Genomic DNA, 18,094 nt, shown 5'->3' on the forward strand with positions numbered 1-18,094 from the left:
GCGGCGGCGAGGCTTTGCCGGCGGCGGGCAGGCTGTTAGCGTCGGGGCATGTCCCGCAGCCCCCTGCTCCGTGCCCTGACCAGCCGCGCCCCAAAGACCGGCCGCCCGCGCCGGGCCGCCGCCGTCGTCCTGGGGCTCTTCCTGGCCTTCGCCGGCACCAGCCATCTCACTTTCGCGCGGGAGGAGTTCCAGGCCCAGGTTCCCGGCTGGGTGCCGATGGACAAGGACCTGGTGGTGATCCTTTCCGGTATCGCCGAAATCGGCCTGGGGGCTGCGCTCACCGCGCTGCCGAGCCGCCGGGTACCAGTGGGACTGGCCGCCGCAGCGTTCTTCATCGCCATCTTCCCGGGCAACGTCTCGCAGTACGTGACGCAGACGGACGGATTCGGGCTGGACACCGACCAGAAGCGGCTCGTCCGGCTCTTTTTCCAGCCGCTGCTGGTTATCTGGGCTCTGTGGTCCACCGGCGCGTGGCAGGCCCTGCGCACTGCATTCCGCCGGAAGTAGCCGGGCGCGTGCGCGGCCCCAGTGGTCGAACTTGATGCCCGCCACAGCATCATGTGCGCAACACCACGGCTTTGCCTGCGCGGTATGTGATGGGGGTTATGCAAAGCGACCCCCGGGTTCCCTAGCCTTTTAAGTGGGAGTGGGGGTTGGCGCGCCCTTGCACGCCGCCGAAATCCCCCACTCATGACCATCGAAAGGAGGACCTATGTTCCAGACAAGGTCCACGCGTGGAACCACCAAGCGGACAACAGCCCTCCTCACGGGCATCGCAATCGCTTCTGCCCTCGTGGCGGGCGGCGTCTCCGCCGTTGAAATGAGCTTTGAGACTGCTCCGTCCCTGGGCGCTGCTGTCGAAGCAGCTCCGGCCTCAGCCTAGGCTCCGGCCCGGCTGAATCCCGAAGTCCCGCAGATGAATTGTCTGCGGGACTTTCAGCTCTCCGGGTGCAGTGGAAGAATCGCGGCAAGCCAAGGAACTGTATACCAAGGAACTGCACAGCACGGCGGTACAACGTCCAGGAGCTGATCGCATGGCTGGGACCCAACGCAAGCCCACGGGACCGGATTACGGCAACGTCCCCGTCATCGCGTCCGGCGTTATCGCAGCATTCGTTGCCATTACGACGGCGGTGGTTTCCACGGGCGGGGCAGAGAACGAATTCCGCTGGCAGCTCGGCCTCGCGGCCGGATGCATTGCCTTCATCGTTTGCCTTGCCACGTTCTCGCTGATGATCCTCGCTGGCAAACCCAATCCTGATTCCATGGGCCACGGATCGGGCGTCAACCGCCGGTTCGGTGCCGAACCGGATGCCCGGGAAAGGGACCAGGAGGAGCCGGGCAAAGATTGAGCGGCCGGGTTACCGGCCGCTCAATCTTTGCGCAGGGTGTTAGTTCCGGCCGCGGCGGCGGTTAGCAGCAGCCACACCCAATCCGCCCAGGGCGATCAGCCCCGCTCCCATGGCTAGGAATCCGCCGGTGAACTCTGCTCCAGTGGACGGAAGCCGTTTCTTGGCCGGAGCAGGCTTGGACGTTGCCGTGTAGGTGTTGACTACCCGAAGTTCCGAACCAGCCGCGGCCGCAATGGTCACCGGGTCAGGCACCGTGGTGCTCACTTCCAGCCCCGTGGTAACTCCGGTTGCTGTTTCCGTCACCGCGCACTCGGATCCGGGTACCAGGTTCCCGTAGGTGGATGTCACCTCACCCGTGGCGCCGGCAGGGACCGTCACCGTTTCATCCAGGACGGTCTCGCCGTCCACAGTGCAGATGACGTTCAGTACGACTTCGCCCTGCTGGCCCGCTGCGGCACCTGCGATCTGCTTCGTGACCTCAAGGGTTCCAGGATTGTAGAAGTAGGTATTTGTCACCTCCACTGCAACTCCGGACCCAGCCTCGATCGTCACGGGATCCGGCTCCACGGTGCTGACGCCAATGGTGTCCGTGGCACCGTTTTGTGTTTCCGTTACGGTGCATTCAGCGCCCACAGGCAGCTCCGCGTACTCAGTCGATTCGGTCCCGGTTGACTGTTCGGGAATGGTGAACGATTCATCTAGGACCGTTTCACCGTCCAGGATGCAGACGGTTCGCAGCTGGACCTCCTCCTGGTTTCCTGCGGCTTCGCCGTCGATCACCTTGCTAACTGAGATTGCACCGGGGGCGAAGGTGTAGGTGTTGATCACCGTGGCTTCGACCTCGCCTCCGGCCGGAACGGTGAACGGATCCGAAAGGTCCGTTTCCACCAGGATGGCCGGGGTGCTGCCATCCTCCAGCTCGGTCACGGCACAGGCTGCTCCGGCCGGTACGTTCAGATAGCGGCCGAAGACCGGGGAGGTCACCTGCGCCGGCCCCTGGAAGGTCTCCTCGAAAACGGTGGCTCCGTCCAAGGTGCAGGTGACTTGAATTTCGACAGCCTCCTGGCTGCCGGCAGCCGGCCCCTCAAAGTTCTTGTACACCGTGATGATGCCGGGTTTCTCCGTGTAGGTGTTCGTTACGGTGGCGGTCCCCGTTCCTCCGGGCGCAATGACGACGGAATCCGGAAGGTCCACCTCTACCGCGATCTGGTCGGTCTCGCCCGTCAACGACTCGGTGACGGCGCATTCGCTGCCGGCCGGAATATCACCGAAGGTTTCTGTTGTCGGATCCGTGGTCCCGGCCGCAATGGTAATGGAGGTGCTGAAGGTGGTCTCGTCGTCGAGCCGGCAGAGGATATCCACCTGCACTTCGCCCTGCTGCCCCGCAAAGGCCCCCGCAATGACCTTACTGACGGTCAGGGACCCGGGATTCTCCGAATAGGTATTCGTGACCGTCACCTCGACGCCGCCCTCGACAGGGATGATGACGGTAGCCCCCGCCGGATCGAATACCGTCTCGACGCCGATCTCCGTACTCGATCCGTTCGCTGTCTCGGTGACTACGCAGCTGGTGCCCGCGATCAGTCCGGGGTATTCCTCCGGGTCCGTCTCGGTCGCCCCGGCCGGGATGGTGATTGTTGTGCTCAGTGTGGAGCCTCCGGTGCAGACCACGCTGAGTGTCACTTCGCCCTGCTGGCCGGCCGCGGCGCCCTCGATGAGCTTGCGGACGGCCAGGACACCGGTCCTGAACGTGTAAGTGTTGGTGACGGCCGCTTCGACGCTGCCGGCGGCCGGAACGGTGAAGGTTCCCGTTCCAATGGTCTCCACCGCAATGTTGGGGGTCTCTCCGCTGCTGGTTTCCGTGACGACGCAGCTGGTGCCTGCTGGCAGGTCCCCGTACTCAGTGGGGGTGACTTCTGTGGCGTTGGCCGGAATGTTGATCGTGTCATTGACCACCTCGGTTTCACCGGACGTGCAAACCACAGTGATGACCACTTCGTCCTGGGCGCCGGCTGCCTCGCCGGCGATGGTCTTGGTTACCGCCAGGGTGCCCGGGAGAAAGGTGTAGGTGTTGGCGACGGTGGCGGTTGCGGTTGTCCCGGCAGTGATGGCTACCGGGTCGGGCGGGACCGTGGTCACCGCTACGGTTTCCGTCTCGCCGTTCGTGGGCTCAGTGATGGTGCAGGTGGAGCCCACGGGAATCTCGTTAAATGTCTGGCTGGTGGGTTCCGTGGTGCCTTCATCGATATTGAACGTGAACTGGTAGCCCGGTCCGCAATCGATGTTTATGACAACTGCGCCCTGGCTGCCGGCGGCCTCGCCGGCAATGGTCTTGGTGACTGCCAGGGATCCGACCTCGAAGAACGACGCCGATGCGTTGGCGTTGGAGGTCAGGGTCCGGGTGGCGGCCAGGATGAGCTTCTGCGCCTGGGTGGTTCCGGGCGTGGCGTTGTCGTAGAGATACACGTTGCCGGTGGGGACTGTCACCGCCGCCTGGGCAAGGATGTCCGCAGGTCCGGTGTTCCCGGCGTCGCTGCGCACCCACACCTGTGTACCGGAAGCGACAGGATTGGTGAGCGGCACCGTTCCGGCGGCGTCTGCGTAGAGAGTGAAACCGTCCGCGGTGCTGACGGTGATATCAGCACCTTCCTGGGCGGTAACCGTGTACGGCCCGGCGACCCCGTTGACGGAGGCTTCCGCAGTGGCGGGGGTGATGGAGATATCCGGTGCGGGCGGTTCGGCCTGCGGCCCGGCAGCGATCGTCTCATTGACGACCTGCGCGACCAGCGGATAAATGGGGTCAGTACGCCGCACAACGTAGCCGTCGGTGAAGAACCAGATGGCCGCCTGGACCGCCGCCGCACGGCGGTTGTTGTCCTGTGCTGCCGGCAGGTTGCTGGAAGGATAGTACGTGTTCAGGATGCGTTCGACGTAGCCGATATTGGGAACGTTGGCCTCAGTCCAGGTCCCGTTCTCGTACCCGATCCCTACCCGTGTGCTGGTACGCAAATCGATGCAGTACATCTGCGCACTTGTAGTGCCCTGGGCATCCTGGGTGTTGATGATTCCGGCAAAATCAACGTTTTCGGTGGTGTATCCCTGGGGGACCGACGTCGGATAGGACGTGATTGGCCAGGTTGCCCCTACCGGCGGCAGTGCTCCGTTCACCGCGCGCCCGTCGCCCAGCGCCGTAATGACTATGTCCGTCCTGTCCGTGATTCCGACCGGGTCGTTCCGCACTGGCTGGTCCAGGCGCGCGTGGACCGGGCCGGCGAAAGGAAGAAGCAGCAGCAGGGCGAGGACAAACCCTACAAGGCCCCTCATCCTCAGGCGCGAATGGGTTGCTCTCCGGCGGGCAGGAAACTTCTGGGTATTCATATTTCCCCTCAGGTGCGAGATCAGGCGGTGCGTCCCGCGTGACACGGGACTGCTGGAACCACCCCTGGCCGCCGAGGCTAATCCCCGGTTCGGCCGGCCACCAGAGGGGACGGCTGATCCCACTCTCCTAAGTCCGAATAACCCTCCGCTCACCCCACACGCTGCTGATTACCCCACGGAGCGGGAGACATGCCGCAGCCAGCGCGCCACCGTTGCGAGTTCCTCCGCGGTGAAGCCCTCAGTGATCAGGTCGTTGAGCTCGGTGATGGCTTCCCGGATGTCCGCCATGGCGGCCTCACCCGACGGGCCAAGGGCAACCCGGATGGTCCGCCGGTCAGCCGGGTCGGGCTTCCGGATAACCAGCCCGGACTGCTCCATCCGTGCCAGCAGGCCGGAGGTGCCTGCGGCTGATCCGTGAATCGCTGCGGCGACTTCGCCGGTAGTCGCCTCGGGCGCTGCAGCGACGTGGAACAGTACCCCGGCCGCGGGAGCGCTTATGCCGCGTTTACGTCCGCGGTTGCTGATCCAGCGGGCCAGGCGGCGCTCCGCTTCCAGGGTGAGGAAAACCAGCCGGGGCGGCTCACCGCCGTCGGGGTTCATGACCGGGACTTCCCGGCCCGGGCAGCCAGCCAGGCCGCTGCGTCGGGCCACAGCACGACACCGGGACCACGGCGGAAATAACCCATGTGCCCGATTGCCCCCACGCCGGCATCTGCCGGAGAGTAGGTCCTGGTCTCAACCTTGGCGTTCACCAGCTGCCGGGCAATCACGCCGATCTGCGCCGGCGTGGCCCAGGGATCGTCGTCGAGCCCTATGCACAGCACACTGGTCCGCACCCGTGCTGTCCGTTCCCGGGCATGCATGGTGGGGTCGTCAAAGAAGTAGCCCGGCGTGCGGGACCATTTGCTCCACTCCAGCATCGCGGCTGCCGGTATGTCCTCGCCCAATCCCATCCTGCGTCCGGGAACGTACCCCAGGACCCGGGCCGCGCCGGGTCCCAGCACGCGCAGGATCAGTTCCACCCGGGCGCGCTCGGCACGGTCCGGGATGGAACGGGAGACCCCTGCATGAGAGGCCACCGTGATGAAGCCTAGGAGGTCCGCGCCGCCGTTGCCCAGCGCGAGCGCGTGCCCGCCCAGACTGTGTCCCACCGCAACGTGCGGCAGTTCCGGAAAGCGTTCCCGCAGCCAGGCGGCAGCGGCGGGGACGTCGTCGTCCATCCAATCGCGCATGCGGAGGCCGCGGTTGTCCCTGGCCTTACCGGACTCACCGGTGCCCCGGTAGTCGTAGGACAGGACGGCGAATCCTTCGGCTGCCAGGTACTGCGCGAATCCGTTGTACAGCCGCTGTGGAACGGCGGTGGCCGGATGGACGGCGACGGCGGCCCGGGGAACTCCTTCGAGGGGAAAGTGCAGCGTCCCGCTGATCGTGCCGCCGGCCCCCACGGCGATCATCGCGTGTTCCGTCCGGACGTCCCGGACATCAATATTTCGCATGCGAAATAACCTACCCGGGACCCGGCGCGAGCACCATAGGGGCGCTTCAAGAGTTTCACTTGGCAGCCATACACTCGTCGGACGATTAGCGAATAGTAATGTTGCGTAATTCGCCCGCGCTTAGGCTAGGCTAACCATGCCGCGGTTGTCCGCGACAATTGCCACTTAAGCACCGCCTGTCCCAGTCGGGACCCGCATTCAAGGAGTACCTCGTGCGCTTTCCCCTGCCCAAAAAGGCCCTGGCCGTTGCTGCTGCCGCGGCAGTGGCCCTTACCGTCAGCTCCTGCAGCGGCTCCGCCGAGGCCGAGTCCACGGACAGCCCGGCAGCCTCCGCTGAGTGGCCGCGGACTATCACGCACGAAGCCGGCGAGACCGTCATTGAAGCCAAACCGGAGAGCATCGCCTCCACGTCCCTGTCCGTCACCGGCACCCTCTTGGCCATCGACGCCCCGGTCACTGCCACGTCCGTGAGCAAGGCCCGCGGCGGCACCGCCGACGAAAACGGTTTCTTCTCCCAGTGGGCCGACGTCGCCGTCGAACGCGGTGTGGAGCCGCTCTACACGATCGGCGAACTGGACCTTGAAGCCGTCATCGCCGAAGACCCGGACCTGATTGTTGTTTCCACCTCCGGCGCCGATTCCGTGCTGGACCAGTACGATGCCCTGAGCGAGATCGCACCCACCATTGTGGTCAACTACGGCGACCAGACCTGGCAGGACCTGGCCGTGGAGCTGGGCGAGGCCACGGGGCTGGAAGACAAAGCTGCCTCCGTAGTGGAAGAGTTTGATGCCTCAGTTGCCGCCGCCGCTGAGAACCTGGCCATCGAAGAAGGCACCACAGCCTCGATCGTCAGCTACAACGCCGGCGACGTCTCCCCCGTGGGCAAGGGCACCGGCCCGCACTCCCAGCTGCTGACCGCCCTGGGTTTCACCGTGGCTGAACCGGATGAGCAGTACGACACCTCCACGCAGAAACGTGAAGACTTCGCCTTCACGTCATACGAAGGCCTCTCTGCATCTGTGACCGGCGACTACACCTTCCTGATCAGCTCCACCGAGAAGACGGTGGAAGAGTTCACCGCCGATCCGACCCTGTCGAACCTGCCGTCCGTCCAGTCCGGCCAGGTCTACTCCATGGGACCCGAATCCTTCCGCCTGGATTACTTCAGCGCCAGTGACATCGTGGACTGGTTCAACACGTCCTTCACGGCGAAGTAGCCCCCACCCGGCTAACCGGCAAAAGAAACGCAGCACGTGTTCCAGACACCGCGCACGCAGCACCGGCAGGCAAGCACCTGGGCCCTCGGCCTGGCCCTGCTGGTGCTGCTGGCGTTCGCCAGCTTCGCCTCCGGGTCCCGGACCATCCCGCTGGCGGACACCTGGGCTGCGCTCACCGCCTTCGATCCGACCCGCGACACCCACCTGCTGGTTCGTGAGCTCCGCCTGCCCCGCACCTTCCTGGCCATCACGGTCGGCGCGGCCCTGGGCCTGGCCGGCGCCCTGATGCAGGCGCTGACCCGCAATCCGCTGGCCGAACCCGGTCTGCTGGGCGTCAACGCCGGCGCCGCCTTCGCGGTGGCCATTGGACTGGGCTTCTTCAATATGAGGTCCCCGTATGAGTACATGTGGCTGGGCTTCGCGGGTGCAGCGGCCACCTCGGTACTGGTTTACCTGCTGGGACGTGCGCACGACGCCGGGACGAATCCGGTGCGCCTGGTACTGGCCGGGGCAGGGCTGTCAGTCATGCTGGGCGCGGGAACGAAAATCATCCTGATCGGCGGTCCGGATGAAACCATCACGGCTTACGCTGCCTGGGCCTCCGGCTCGCTGCAGGGCCGCGGGTACGACGTGCTTCCCTGGGTGCTGGGCGCCTGCCTGATCGCCGTACTGGCAGCCCTGCCGCTCTCCCAGAGCCTGGACACCCTGTCCCTCGGGACGGACCTGGGCAGGACCTTGGGAGTCCGGATCCGCACCACCTGGGTCCTCGGGGCCCTCGCCATCCTAGTCCTGGCCGGCGCTGCCACCGCTGCGGCCGGCCCCATCGCCTTTCTCGGGCTGGCCGCTCCGCACATTGCCCGGATGATCACAGGACCCAGCCACCGTCGGCTGCTGCCGCTGTCCATGCTCTTCGGCGCCCTGCTGCTCCTCTTCGCGGACATCACCGGGCGCCTCGTGGCCGCGCCGGCGGAGATCGGCGCCGGAGTCATGAGCGCGCTGGTTGGCGCTCCCTTCTTTATTGCGCTGGCCCGCCGGCGGAGGCTGGCAAAGCTGTGAGAATCTCCAAAACCGCTCCTACCCGCACCCTTTCCCTGGGCCCGGTGCGGCTCCGCTACCGCCGCCGGACCCTCGTGACCGGCGTAATCCTCGCCGCAGCCGCCGCCGCACTCGGCATTGCAGGCATGCAGACCGGTACGATCGCCCTGGCCTTCGGCGACGTGTTCGGTGCAATCTTCGGCCAGGGCGAGGACAAAACCCTGAAGGTGGTGCAGAAGATCCGGCTGCCCCGCACCGTCACCGCCCTGGGTGTCGGAGCGTGCCTCGGCGCCGCCGGTGCCACCTTCCAGTCCATCTCCCGCAACGCGCTGGGCTCTCCGGACATCATCGGGTTCACCACCGGGGCGGCCACCGGGGCGGTGGCGCAAATCGTGCTGTTCGACGCCGGACCCGGCGCTACCGCACTCGCCGCGGTAGCGGGCGGCCTGCTGGCTGCCGGCATTGTCTACCTGCTCTCGCTGAGCGGCGGCGTCACCGGCGGCTACCGCCTGGTCCTGATCGGCATCGGAGTCGGCGCCATGCTCGCCGCCGTGAACACCATCCTGCTGGCCAAGGGCGACTCCGACCTCGCCGCGGAAGCCCACCTGTGGCTTTCCGGCTCCCTGGCTGCACGGAACTGGGGGCACGCGGTGCCGGTGCTTGTCGCCGTCGCGCTCCTGCTCCCGGTGCTGCTGGTGCTGTCCCGGAGCCTGAACCAGATGGAGATGGGCGACGACGCCGCCCGCGCCCTGGGGATCCGCACCGAACGTACCCGCATCCTGGCCATGGCCGCCGCTGTGGGACTCACGGCCGTGGCGACTGCGGCCGCCGGGCCGATTGTCTTTGTGGCTCTCGCCGCTCCGCAGCTCGCATCCCGGCTCACGCGCTCTCCCGGCGTCCATATCGGCACAGGGGCTTTGATGGGTGCCGTCCTGGTAGCCGGATCAGACCTTCTCTCGCAGCGCCTTCCCATTCAGGCAGCGGTGCCAATCGGGCTGATGACAGGCCTGGTTGGCGGCGTGTACCTGCTCTGGCTCCTGACCCGCAGCAAGCAGGTCTGACCATGTCCACCAAGGAGAATCCCATGGAAGACGTCCTCTCCGGCCGCGGCCTCACCATCGGCTACGACGGCCGAACGGTCTCCGAACACCTGGATGTGAGGATCCCGCCCGGCTCCTTCACGGCCATCATCGGACCGAATGCCTGCGGCAAGTCGACGCTGCTCCGTGCCTTGTCCCGGCTGCTGAAGCCCGCGGCCGGACACGTGTTCCTGCAGGGGAAGGACATCGAGTCCTACCCAACCCGGGAAGTGGCCCGCCGGCTGGCCCTGCTGCCGCAGAGTTCGACGGCACCGGACGGCATTACCGTGGCCGATCTGGTGGCCCGCGGGCGCTTCCCGCACCAGTCCCTGCTGCGCCAGTGGTCCGACGCTGACCAGAAAGCCGTTTACGCGGCGATGGAAGCCACGGGCGTGCAGGACCTGGCTGACCGCACGGTGGGCGAGCTTTCGGGCGGACAGCGCCAGCGGGTCTGGCTGGCACTGGTCCTGGCGCAGGACACCCCCGTGCTGCTGCTGGATGAACCGACCACCTTCCTGGACATTTCCCATCAGCTGGAGGTCCTGCGGCTGTGCCGCACCCTGCACCGGACCGGCAATTACACGCTGGTAACCGTGCTGCATGAGCTCGGCATGGCCTTTCGCTTTGCCGACCACGTGATCGCCATGAAGGACGGACGGATCGTGGCCCAGGGCACCCCGGTGGAGATCGCCACCCCGGAACTCATGAAGGAGATCTACGGGATCGACGCGGTGGTCATTTCCGATCCGGCAACGGGAGGACCACTGGTTGTGCCCATGGAACCCGGATACCCGGACACCTCAGCAACCCGCAGCGCAGCGGGTGTTCCAGCATCGCTTACCGAAGGAGCCAGCGCATGAGCGGCCATGTACTCACCGTCGAACGCGTCGAAGACGTGACACCTCGTATGCGGAGGGTCCACTTCGGCGGCCCCGGCGTTGCCGGCTACGTGAACGCCGGCGCCCATCTTCCCAACGTCAAGCTCTATTTTCCTGTCCCGGGCCAGCCCCTTGACCTTCCCGAACGCGGTGAGCGCGGCTGGGTGTGGAAACCGGGCCAGCGTGAACGGGTACGCACCTACACCGTCCGCAGCCTGGCGGACGATGCCTCCGCGATGAGCGTGGACTTTGTCCGGCACAGCGGAACTTCCGTCGCCGCTTCCTGGGCCGAGTCCGCGGCACCCGGCGACCAGATTGCTGCCCTCGCCGGCGGTGGCGTGGTGGTGGGCGAAGCTGACTGGGTATTGCTCGCCGGTGACGAAACGGCCCTGCCTGCGATCGCCGGCACGCTGGAACGTTTTGGCCCGCAGCAGCGCGGACTGGCCCTCATTGAGGTGGCGGGACCGGAGGAGGAACAGGACCTTGCTGCTCCCCAGGGTGTGGAGCTGCGCTGGCTGCACCGGCGCGGAGCAGCTCCGGGGACCACCACCCTGCTGTCGGATGCACTGGCTGCGGTGGAGTTCCCCGCCGCTGAGCTGGCCGCCGGGCAGGTGGAGGTGTGGGTGTCGGCGGAATCCGCCGTCGTCCGCTTCGCCCGCAGCCACCTGAAGGAATGCGGTTTCCCGCGGCGGCAGCAACTGATTATCGGCTACTGGAACCGCGGAATCGACGAAGTAACCTACGGCCGGGCTACCGACCATGACCGGGTGGACGGGGAACTGGATACTGTCCTTCCGGGCCAGGCAGAACCCCGCCGCCACCACGCACCCGCCAATGGCCATTAGCCCTGCAGCCGCGGTGGAACGGGACTTCCCTGCCCCGAGGGAGCCCGTCCCCCAGCCCCCTGCCCGCATCCGTGTCCTGACGGGTTACTTCCGCACGCACTGGGAAACCCTCTCCGCACCGGAGCAGCAGCAGCTTCAGGCAGGCTGGGACACTCGCGCGCTGCCACTTATTGAAGACGACCCCGACGGCGACCCGGACGTCCGTGCCGTCACGTTCCTCTACCGGAACTCCGCGGCAGCCGCGGTGATCCTGTCTGCAAACGCGATGGTGCATCCCGACACACTCGGCGCCTGCGAGTTCGAGGCCCTGCCCGACGGACTCTGGGCTCTCACCTGGCAAATGCCGGCTTCCTGGGAAGCCAGCTACCGGATTACTGTGCACACCGGAACGGGCACCCCGCCCTGGCGTACAGCCGCGGACCGACGCGGAGTTCGCCTGGCTGCCGATGCCGGAGGACCGGACCCCCGGAACTCGGTGCTGTCCACCGGCATGTCAGGAGCGGCAACGTCGGTGCTGCGGCTGCCCGCCGCGCCGCCCGCCCCCTGGCTGGCCACGCCCGTTCCGGCTGCTTCCGCCGGCACCAGCATCATGGGTGACGACAGTGCCGCGGGTCTGCTTCCACAGGGCCGCTGCTGGGCCGGCGGCAGGACCTCCGGTCCGCGGCATGTCCTGGGCGACTTTGTGCGAAGTTTGGAACTGCGCCGTGTCCGCGACCGGCATACCGGACGGATGCGCAACGTCTGGCTCTACCGTCCGCGCGTGCCCCTGGCCGCGCCAACCCCGCTGCTCGTGCTGCATGACGGACAGGTGTGGGCAAAATACCAAAACCTCGCCGGCACGCTGGACGCGGCGATCGACGCGGGCATCCTGCCCCCGCTGCACGTCGCCATGGTGGACTCCGTGGATGTGCCCACCCGCTCGCGCGAACTCTCCGGTCCGACGGGAAGCGTGGACTTCGCCGCTTGTGATCTCATCCCTGAACTGCGCCGATCCCTGCCCCTCTCGCCGGACCCGCTGCACACAGTCATCTCGGGCGCCAGCTACGGAGGACTGGCTGCCTTGTGGCAGGTGGCACGTTTCCCGGGGACGGCGGCCACGGCCCTGGCCCAGTCACCGTCGCTGTGGCGGTATGACCTGGACCAGCCTCTGCTGGAGGCAGCCGGCCGGATCCGGGTGCGCCTGCAGGCCGGGTGTTATGAGCCGAGCATCCACGCACCGGCCCGGGCACTCCACGCCGCCCTGGCGGAAAGCGGAGTGGATACGGACTTTCGGTCCGTTACGGGCGGCCATGACTGGGCCTGGTGGCATCCCTGGCTGATCCGCGGCCTCGCGGCAGTCCTGGCCGATTGAGAGCCGGGGCAGGTCCGCTACGGGGCGTCTTCGGGGTACTCCGGGCCTGAGTCGCGCGGATAGTCTTCCTCGCCGTCGGGCGCACCGCCGTCGCGCGCCTGCTCCAGCCGGTCAGCCTCGGAGCCGCCGGGGAACAGCGGATCTCCGTGCGGCTGGACTTCCTCTGCAGCTCCGCTGTCCTCAGCGGGGTCCGGCTCTGCCGGCAGCTGCTGCTCCAGGGTGTCTTCCTCGTTCGCTTCGGGAATTGCCGGACCGTCATGTGACATGGCCATGTGCCCATTCTCCTTCGCAGCTTCGGGTTCGTTGCCGGACAGCATGCTAGGTGCCGCCTACCGGTATTGGCTGGATTAACAGCGTAGATCATCAGCCTTCTTACCTGCCGCTGAAATATTGCCGGAGTAAATAGGAAGCCTAGTATTCCGCTGGGCTAGACTTGTGCGCATGCCTGAAACCGCGAACCCTACAGGTGCAGGCTACTGGTACAGCCAGGCACCTGAGACCGCCGGCGGCGTCGACGTACTCAACGCCCTCCGCGCCTACCGCGCAGCCGAAGCCGCCATGCGTCGCCGCACCCGCGATTCGATGCGCATGAACGAGACGGACCTCCTGGCCATCCGCTTTGTCATGCAAGCCCGCCAAGCCGGCCATTCCATCGGCCCCAAGGACCTGTCCCGTGTCCTGAACATCTCCACGGCATCCACCACGGCCCTCATTGACCGCTTGCAGAAGGGCGGATACCTGGTCCGGCGGCCACATCCTACGGACCGGCGTGCCTTGGAGATCATTCCAACAGAGAACGCAGACCATGAGGTGCGTGAAACCCTTGGCAAAATGCACCGAAAAATGCTGGACACCGCCGAATCACTGACCCCTGAGGAGGCAGCAACCATTACCCGATTCCTGCAGGAAATGACCCGGGTACTGGAGGACGACAGGTAGGATAGGTCTCCAAACTGTACAAGGCAGGCAACTTGGTTTATAAATAGCCTGTCTAGCTAGTTGCTAGCCTACCTATCGAAGGATGCAGTCCTATGACCGTCATAGATCCACAGCAGGAGCCTTCTTACCCTGCCCCGGACGAAGACGCCCTCTCCACCCTCGCCATGGCTGCCTCCAACCTGGAGGCACAGCAGTGGGCAGTGGACCGGGCCGAACAGGTTCTTACCGACCTCGTGCAGTCCGCCGTCAGCGAGGGCCTTGAGACGGGGAGTATCGCCGCCGTTGCCGGCCTGACTACCGAACAGGTCGAGAAAATGTCAGCTGAGGGCTCCACACCCAACCCGTAAGCATCCAGCTGCGCAGTATCCACGCAACCGTCATAAAACACGCCAGCTACACCAATGCCCTTGACCGCGCTAACGTGACTTGGAGCACAGAGTCGACGGGCGGGGGATAAGAGTGACGGTTTCGAACCGGGCGAGGTCCACGCCACCCGTACGAGCGGGCCTGGCCCTCACCGGAGTCCTACTCATCGGGATCAACCTGCGGGTCGCGTTCGTTTCGGTAGGGCCGCTGCTCGCGGACATTGGCCGTGAATTCGACTTCACCAGCGCACAATCCGGCCTCCTCACCGGATTGCCCCTTGTCGCCTTTGCGCTGTTTTCCCCACTCGCTCCGGCAATTGCGCTCCGGACCGGGCTGGACCGCGCCCTGTGGCTCTCGCTGGCCCTTCTGGCTGCCGGCACCGTGTTCCGGTCCATGCCGGTTCCCACCGCGCTCTGGACCGGCACCGTCCTGGTCGGCATCGCCATTGCCTTCCTCAACGTGCTGCTTCCCTCCCTGATCAAGCGTGATTTCCCCGGGAAGGTCAGCCAGCTCACGGGCCTCTACATTGCTGCCCAAAGCCTCGTCACTGCCCTGGGTGCCGCCGTCGTCGTTCCAGTTTCCCTGATCCCCGGTTCCGGCTGGCGCCTGGCACTGGGCCTCTGGGCCGGGCTGGCGCTGATCGCCATGGCCATACTTCTCCCGGGCCTGAAACGCGGAACGAACGACGACGGCGCGTCCGGATCCGCTGCAAATGAACCGTCCGCGCCGGTGCGGTTCCGCTCCCCCTGGAAGACACTGCTTGGCTGGCAGGTGACCCTGTTCATGGGCTTTCAGTCCGTGGGGTTCTTTGTGGTGACCACCTGGCTGCCCAGCATCGAACGGGACCAGGGCATTTCTGAGACCGTTTCCGGACTGCACGTCTCCGCGTTCCTGGTGGTAGGCACCGTGTCATCCCTGCTGACCGGCGCGGTCCTCGGGCGTTTTGCCGACCAGCGGCTGCTGGGCATGGTTGGCAGCCTGCTGGCCATGGCCGGTTTCCTGGGGCTGCTGGCCGCACCCGGACTGTCCCTGGTGTGGGTGGTTGTGAGCGCTTCGGGCTGCGGCAGCATGATTGTGACGGCCCTGTCCCTGTTCAGCCTGCGCACTACCAACCATGTCCAGGCGGCAGCGCTCTCCGGCATGGCACAGTCTGTGGGCTACGCAATCGGAGCCGCGGGGCCGGTGCTCTTTGGCTTCCTGTATGACCTCACCGGTGACTGGACCGTTCCGCTGGCGGCCAGCGCCGGCATTATGGGGCTGGCCTGCGCCATGGCGTTCCTCGCCGGCCGCGACCGGGTTCTTCCCGAGCAGCCCCGGCAGCGGCCCGCTGCGCCGGCCGGACCCTAGGTCCGCTCGTAGCGCCAGTCGCTGCCGCGCATCACCAGGCGATGCCGGTTCCCGGGCTGCCTGGCATCATCGGCGGGGTACTCTTCATCGCCGTGCCAGGCAATGACGGCGTCCGGTTCATACCCGTCCAGCAGGCGGCTGCTGAAGGTCTCCGGTACCGCGCCGGCAGCATGCTCCAATACGGCAGCAACGTCCTGGAACTGCTGCAGCAGCGTCAACGTGACAAAGGTCGGAGCAACCAGGAGCATCTTGCCCCCGCGGTGCAGCTGGAGGGCATCGGCCGGCGTCAGCCAGGCGTAATCGATCAGCTCGCCGGGGTTCAGCCGGATATCACCTGCCGGCGCCGGCGCCAGGAAGAACCATGTGCGCAGTCGTTTGGGTGCCTGCAGCGGCGGCACCCAGCAGGAAAGTTCCACCAGCGAATCCGGCGCCAGCACCAGGCCGGTCTCCTCAACGGTCTCCCGCACTCCGGCGATCCTCGCGGCGGGCAGGTCCGCTTCCGGGCTCCGCGGCTCGGCCTGCAGGTCCGGCGGCACGGATCCGGCGGCGTCGTAGTCCTCCGGATCCACCCGGCCGCCGGGGAAAACCCAGGCACCGGCAAACGTGCCCGTGTGCCGCGGCCGTTCCAGCAGGAGGACTTCCAGCCCTGACTTCCCGTCCCGAAGCAGCACCACGGTTGCGGCGGTCCCTACCAGTGTCATAGCTCCCCTGTTCCAAAGTTGTTGCTCCTTGGATCGTAGCGAACCCGGGCCTGCCGCCTTGCCCCGGGGCAGCAGCAGGACTTTGATGGACTCCCAGGAGGCACAGTCATGGACCCAGCCGGAAGCAAACCCAAGTACGACGTCAAAAAGGCAGAGCGGGAACTGTACGCACCCGGGCGGACCTTCACGCTGGTCGAGGTTCCCACCCAGCAGTTCCTGGCCGTGGACGGCCACGGAAACCCCAACACCTCCCCGGAATATGCCGCTGCGCTGGAGGCGCTCTACTCAGTGGGCTACACGCTGAAGTTCTCGGTTCGGCGCAGGACCGGGCAGGACGCAGTGGTCGGCCCATTGGAAGGGCTGTGGCGCGCGGATAACCCGGAGGTCTTTGTCCAGGGAAACAAGGACTCCTGGGACTGGACCATGCTGATCAGCCAGCCGGAGTGGATCAGCCAGGAGATGGCCGCCGAAGCAGCCGCCGAGGTCCGGGTGAAGAAAGGGCTGGATACGGGCAAAATCCGTTGGCTGGAACTGGAGGAAGGCCTCTCCGTGCAGGTCCTGCACGTCGGCTCCTACGACGACGAGGCACCGGTCCTGGCGCGGCTGCACCATGAATTCATGCCCTCAAACCAGCTGGACTTCAATGGCGACCATCACGAGATCTACCTCAGCGATCCGCGGCGCACCGCCCCCGAGAAGCTGAAAACCATCCTGCGCCAGCCCGTTCGCCGCAAATAAAACAATCTACCTATTGCAATGTTGTGCGTGACACACCATAGTGTGAGTCATGGACCAAGAACTGCTGGGTGGACATCTCCAGGAACTGCGCCGAGGAACCGTGGTGCTGGCCTGCCTCTCCATCCTTAAACAACCCGGCTACGGCTACGGCCTGCTCGAAGCACTGGAACGGGCCGGTTTCGGCGTGGAAGCCAATACGCTCTACCCGCTGCTGCGCCGCCTTGAAAAACAGGGACTGCTGACCAGTTCCTGGGATACCGAAGAGGCACGTCCGCGGAAGTTCTACACCACCAGCGAGCACGGCATCGAGCTGCTTCAGGCCCTGTTGAAGGACTGGGAAGCCCTGCATGCCTCCATCCGCCAGCTCAACGAAGGACAACCATCATGAGTACCCTCACTGACCGTTATGTCTTTGCGGCGCTGCGCTCAATCCCTGAGGGGCAGCGCGGCGACATCGAACGCGAACTGCGCGGCTCCATCACCGACGACGTCGAAGCGCGGGTGGAGGGCGGACAGGCACCTGCCGACGCCGAAACCGCCGTTCTCGCCGAACTCGGGGATCCGGCCCGCCTCGCCGCGCAGTACAGCGGCCGGCCGCTGTACCTGATCGGACCGGACCTGTTCCTGGACTGGTGGCGGCTGCTCAAGACCCTGGCCATCATCATCACTCCGTTTTCCTTCGTAGGCTCGGTCGTGGTGCGAATGGCCCTTGAGCCCGGCGACCCCGCCGGGGCCTTCGGAGCAGCGATCAGCACCGCGATCAACGTCCTGGTGCACCTGGGTTTCTGGGTGACGCTGGTCTTCGCGATCATCCAGTTCAACGGCACCCGCCGGAAGGATCTGGGGCTGCAGCCGTGGTCGCCCGCCATGCTCCCCCAGGTTCCGCGGAAGTCCCAGGTGTCCCTCGGCGACACCATCACCACGGTGGTCTTCATCGCGTTCTTTATCGGCCTGCTCCTCTGGCAGCGGATCGGTTCGATGCTGTACCTGAACGGTGAACCGGTGCTGGTCCTGCAGGAAAGCCTCTGGAGTTTCTGGCTTCCGTACGTGATCATCCTGCTGGTCATCGAGGCGGGCTTCACCGTCGTGCTGTACCTGGCCGGGCGGTGGACGTATGCCTTCGCGGTGGTCAACACGGTCCTGGCGCTGGCGTTCATGGTGCCCGTACTCTGGCTGCTGGCCACGGAACAGGTCTACGACTGGGCGTTCCTTGCCAACGTGGACTGGGCGCCGGATGCCTCCGCCTGGATCGCCGGCATCACGGCCGCGCTGGTCCTGTTTATCAGCCTATGGGACATCGGTGACGGCTTCCTTAAGGCCTGGAAGTCCAGCCGGCCGGCGCCGGTTCCTGCTGGCGTCCGGTAGTTAAACC

Annotated in this window: 20 protein-coding genes; 15 read left to right on the forward strand and 5 right to left on the reverse strand. The window is 65.9% G+C overall.

The annotated features are described in order from the left end of the window. Nucleotides 1-48 precede the first annotated feature (48 nt). The 3 genes from NF551_RS14905 to NF551_RS14915 all read left to right on the forward strand — a co-directional run bounded on the left by NF551_RS14905 (nucleotide 49) and on the right by NF551_RS14915 (nucleotide 1,352). Complete coding sequence (locus NF551_RS14905) at nucleotides 49-507, forward strand: DoxX family protein (RefSeq protein WP_227895863.1); 459 nt, start codon at nucleotides 49-51, stop codon at nucleotides 505-507. A gap of 205 nt (nucleotides 508-712) precedes the next feature. Beyond that, entirely contained in the window at nucleotides 713-883 is a 171-nt protein-coding gene (locus tag NF551_RS14910) for a hypothetical protein (RefSeq protein ID WP_227895864.1), read from the forward strand. A 151-nt stretch (nucleotides 884-1,034) separates the two neighbouring features. Then, nucleotides 1,035-1,352, forward strand: coding sequence for a hypothetical protein (locus NF551_RS14915; protein WP_227895865.1), 318 nt, complete (start codon nucleotides 1,035-1,037; stop codon nucleotides 1,350-1,352). A 39-nt stretch (nucleotides 1,353-1,391) separates the two neighbouring features. Here the strand turns inward: NF551_RS14915 and NF551_RS14920 are convergent, their stop codons facing one another. The 3 genes from NF551_RS14920 to NF551_RS14930 all read right to left on the reverse strand — a co-directional run bounded on the left by NF551_RS14920 (nucleotide 1,392) and on the right by NF551_RS14930 (nucleotide 6,226). Beyond that, nucleotides 1,392-4,730 (reverse strand): DUF5979 domain-containing protein, encoded by a 3,339-nt coding sequence (locus NF551_RS14920; RefSeq protein WP_227895866.1) that lies wholly within the window; start codon nucleotides 4,728-4,730, stop codon nucleotides 1,392-1,394. Between the two features lie 168 nt (nucleotides 4,731-4,898). Beyond that, nucleotides 4,899-5,330, reverse strand: coding sequence for a MarR family winged helix-turn-helix transcriptional regulator (locus NF551_RS14925; protein ID WP_227895867.1), 432 nt, complete (start codon nucleotides 5,328-5,330; stop codon nucleotides 4,899-4,901). Next, nucleotides 5,327-6,226, reverse strand: a complete 900-nt coding sequence (locus NF551_RS14930) for an alpha/beta hydrolase family protein (RefSeq protein WP_227895868.1) — start codon at nucleotides 6,224-6,226, stop codon at nucleotides 5,327-5,329. The genes NF551_RS14925 and NF551_RS14930 overlap by 4 nt, the downstream gene beginning before the upstream one ends. A gap of 212 nt (nucleotides 6,227-6,438) precedes the next feature. Between NF551_RS14930 and fepB the strand changes: the two genes are divergently transcribed. From fepB to NF551_RS14960, 6 genes are read left to right on the forward strand one after another with little or no spacing between them, the layout of a single operon-like run. Beyond that, complete coding sequence (gene fepB, locus NF551_RS14935) at nucleotides 6,439-7,443, forward strand: Fe2+-enterobactin ABC transporter substrate-binding protein (RefSeq protein WP_227895869.1); 1,005 nt, start codon at nucleotides 6,439-6,441, stop codon at nucleotides 7,441-7,443. A gap of 36 nt (nucleotides 7,444-7,479) precedes the next feature. Further along, nucleotides 7,480-8,499, forward strand: a complete 1,020-nt coding sequence (locus NF551_RS14940) for a FecCD family ABC transporter permease (RefSeq protein ID WP_227895870.1) — start codon at nucleotides 7,480-7,482, stop codon at nucleotides 8,497-8,499. After that, on the forward strand, nucleotides 8,496-9,539 hold the full coding sequence (locus NF551_RS14945) for a FecCD family ABC transporter permease (protein WP_227895871.1): 1,044 nt from the start codon (nucleotides 8,496-8,498) through the stop codon (nucleotides 9,537-9,539). Before NF551_RS14940 ends, NF551_RS14945 begins: the two co-directional genes overlap by 4 nt. A gap of 2 nt (nucleotides 9,540-9,541) precedes the next feature. Beyond that, on the forward strand, nucleotides 9,542-10,417 hold the full coding sequence (locus NF551_RS14950; RefSeq protein ID WP_227895872.1) for an ABC transporter ATP-binding protein: 876 nt from the start codon (nucleotides 9,542-9,544) through the stop codon (nucleotides 10,415-10,417). Then, nucleotides 10,414-11,280 (forward strand): siderophore-interacting protein, encoded by an 867-nt coding sequence (locus tag NF551_RS14955; RefSeq protein WP_227895873.1) that lies wholly within the window; start codon nucleotides 10,414-10,416, stop codon nucleotides 11,278-11,280. The genes NF551_RS14950 and NF551_RS14955 overlap by 4 nt, the downstream gene beginning before the upstream one ends. Continuing rightward, a complete protein-coding gene (locus tag NF551_RS14960; RefSeq protein ID WP_227895874.1) occupies nucleotides 11,270-12,631 on the forward strand; it encodes an alpha/beta hydrolase-fold protein in 1,362 nt (453 codons plus the stop codon). The genes NF551_RS14955 and NF551_RS14960 overlap by 11 nt, the downstream gene beginning before the upstream one ends. Nucleotides 12,632-12,648: 17 nt before the next feature. Here the strand turns inward: NF551_RS14960 and NF551_RS14965 are convergent, their stop codons facing one another. Next, entirely contained in the window at nucleotides 12,649-12,903 is a 255-nt protein-coding gene (locus NF551_RS14965; RefSeq protein ID WP_227895875.1) for an Rv3202a family protein, read from the reverse strand. 169 nt (nucleotides 12,904-13,072) lie between these two features. Here NF551_RS14965 and NF551_RS14970 point away from each other — a divergent pair, with 169 nt between their 5' ends. The 3 genes from NF551_RS14970 to NF551_RS14980 all read left to right on the forward strand — a co-directional run bounded on the left by NF551_RS14970 (nucleotide 13,073) and on the right by NF551_RS14980 (nucleotide 15,283). Beyond that, nucleotides 13,073-13,570, forward strand: coding sequence for a MarR family winged helix-turn-helix transcriptional regulator (locus tag NF551_RS14970; RefSeq protein WP_227895876.1), 498 nt, complete (start codon nucleotides 13,073-13,075; stop codon nucleotides 13,568-13,570). Between the two features lie 92 nt (nucleotides 13,571-13,662). Continuing rightward, entirely contained in the window at nucleotides 13,663-13,917 is a 255-nt protein-coding gene (locus tag NF551_RS14975; RefSeq protein WP_227895877.1) for a hypothetical protein, read from the forward strand. A gap of 112 nt (nucleotides 13,918-14,029) precedes the next feature. Continuing rightward, complete coding sequence (locus NF551_RS14980) at nucleotides 14,030-15,283, forward strand: MFS transporter (protein WP_227895878.1); 1,254 nt, start codon at nucleotides 14,030-14,032, stop codon at nucleotides 15,281-15,283. Here NF551_RS14980 and NF551_RS14985 read toward each other — a convergent pair. Further along, on the reverse strand, nucleotides 15,280-15,984 hold the full coding sequence (locus tag NF551_RS14985) for an NUDIX hydrolase (RefSeq protein ID WP_227895879.1): 705 nt from the start codon (nucleotides 15,982-15,984) through the stop codon (nucleotides 15,280-15,282). The genes NF551_RS14980 and NF551_RS14985 overlap by 4 nt on opposite strands. A gap of 108 nt (nucleotides 15,985-16,092) precedes the next feature. Between NF551_RS14985 and NF551_RS14990 the strand changes: the two genes are divergently transcribed. Genes NF551_RS14990 through NF551_RS15000 form a run of 3 tightly spaced genes read left to right on the forward strand, consistent with a single transcriptional unit; the run spans nucleotide 16,093 to nucleotide 18,087 of the window. Next, on the forward strand, nucleotides 16,093-16,722 hold the full coding sequence (locus NF551_RS14990) for a GyrI-like domain-containing protein (protein WP_227895880.1): 630 nt from the start codon (nucleotides 16,093-16,095) through the stop codon (nucleotides 16,720-16,722). A gap of 49 nt (nucleotides 16,723-16,771) precedes the next feature. After that, nucleotides 16,772-17,110, forward strand: coding sequence for a PadR family transcriptional regulator (locus tag NF551_RS14995; protein ID WP_227895881.1), 339 nt, complete (start codon nucleotides 16,772-16,774; stop codon nucleotides 17,108-17,110). Next, nucleotides 17,107-18,087 carry a permease prefix domain 1-containing protein gene (locus NF551_RS15000; protein WP_227895882.1) on the forward strand — a complete coding sequence of 327 codons (981 nt, stop codon included), beginning with the start codon at nucleotides 17,107-17,109 and terminating at the stop codon, nucleotides 18,085-18,087. The genes NF551_RS14995 and NF551_RS15000 overlap by 4 nt, the downstream gene beginning before the upstream one ends. Nucleotides 18,088-18,094 lie beyond the last annotated feature (7 nt).

The organism is Arthrobacter caoxuetaonis (assembly GCF_023921125.1).
Lineage (GTDB): Bacteria > Actinomycetota > Actinomycetes > Actinomycetales > Micrococcaceae > Arthrobacter_B > Arthrobacter_B caoxuetaonis.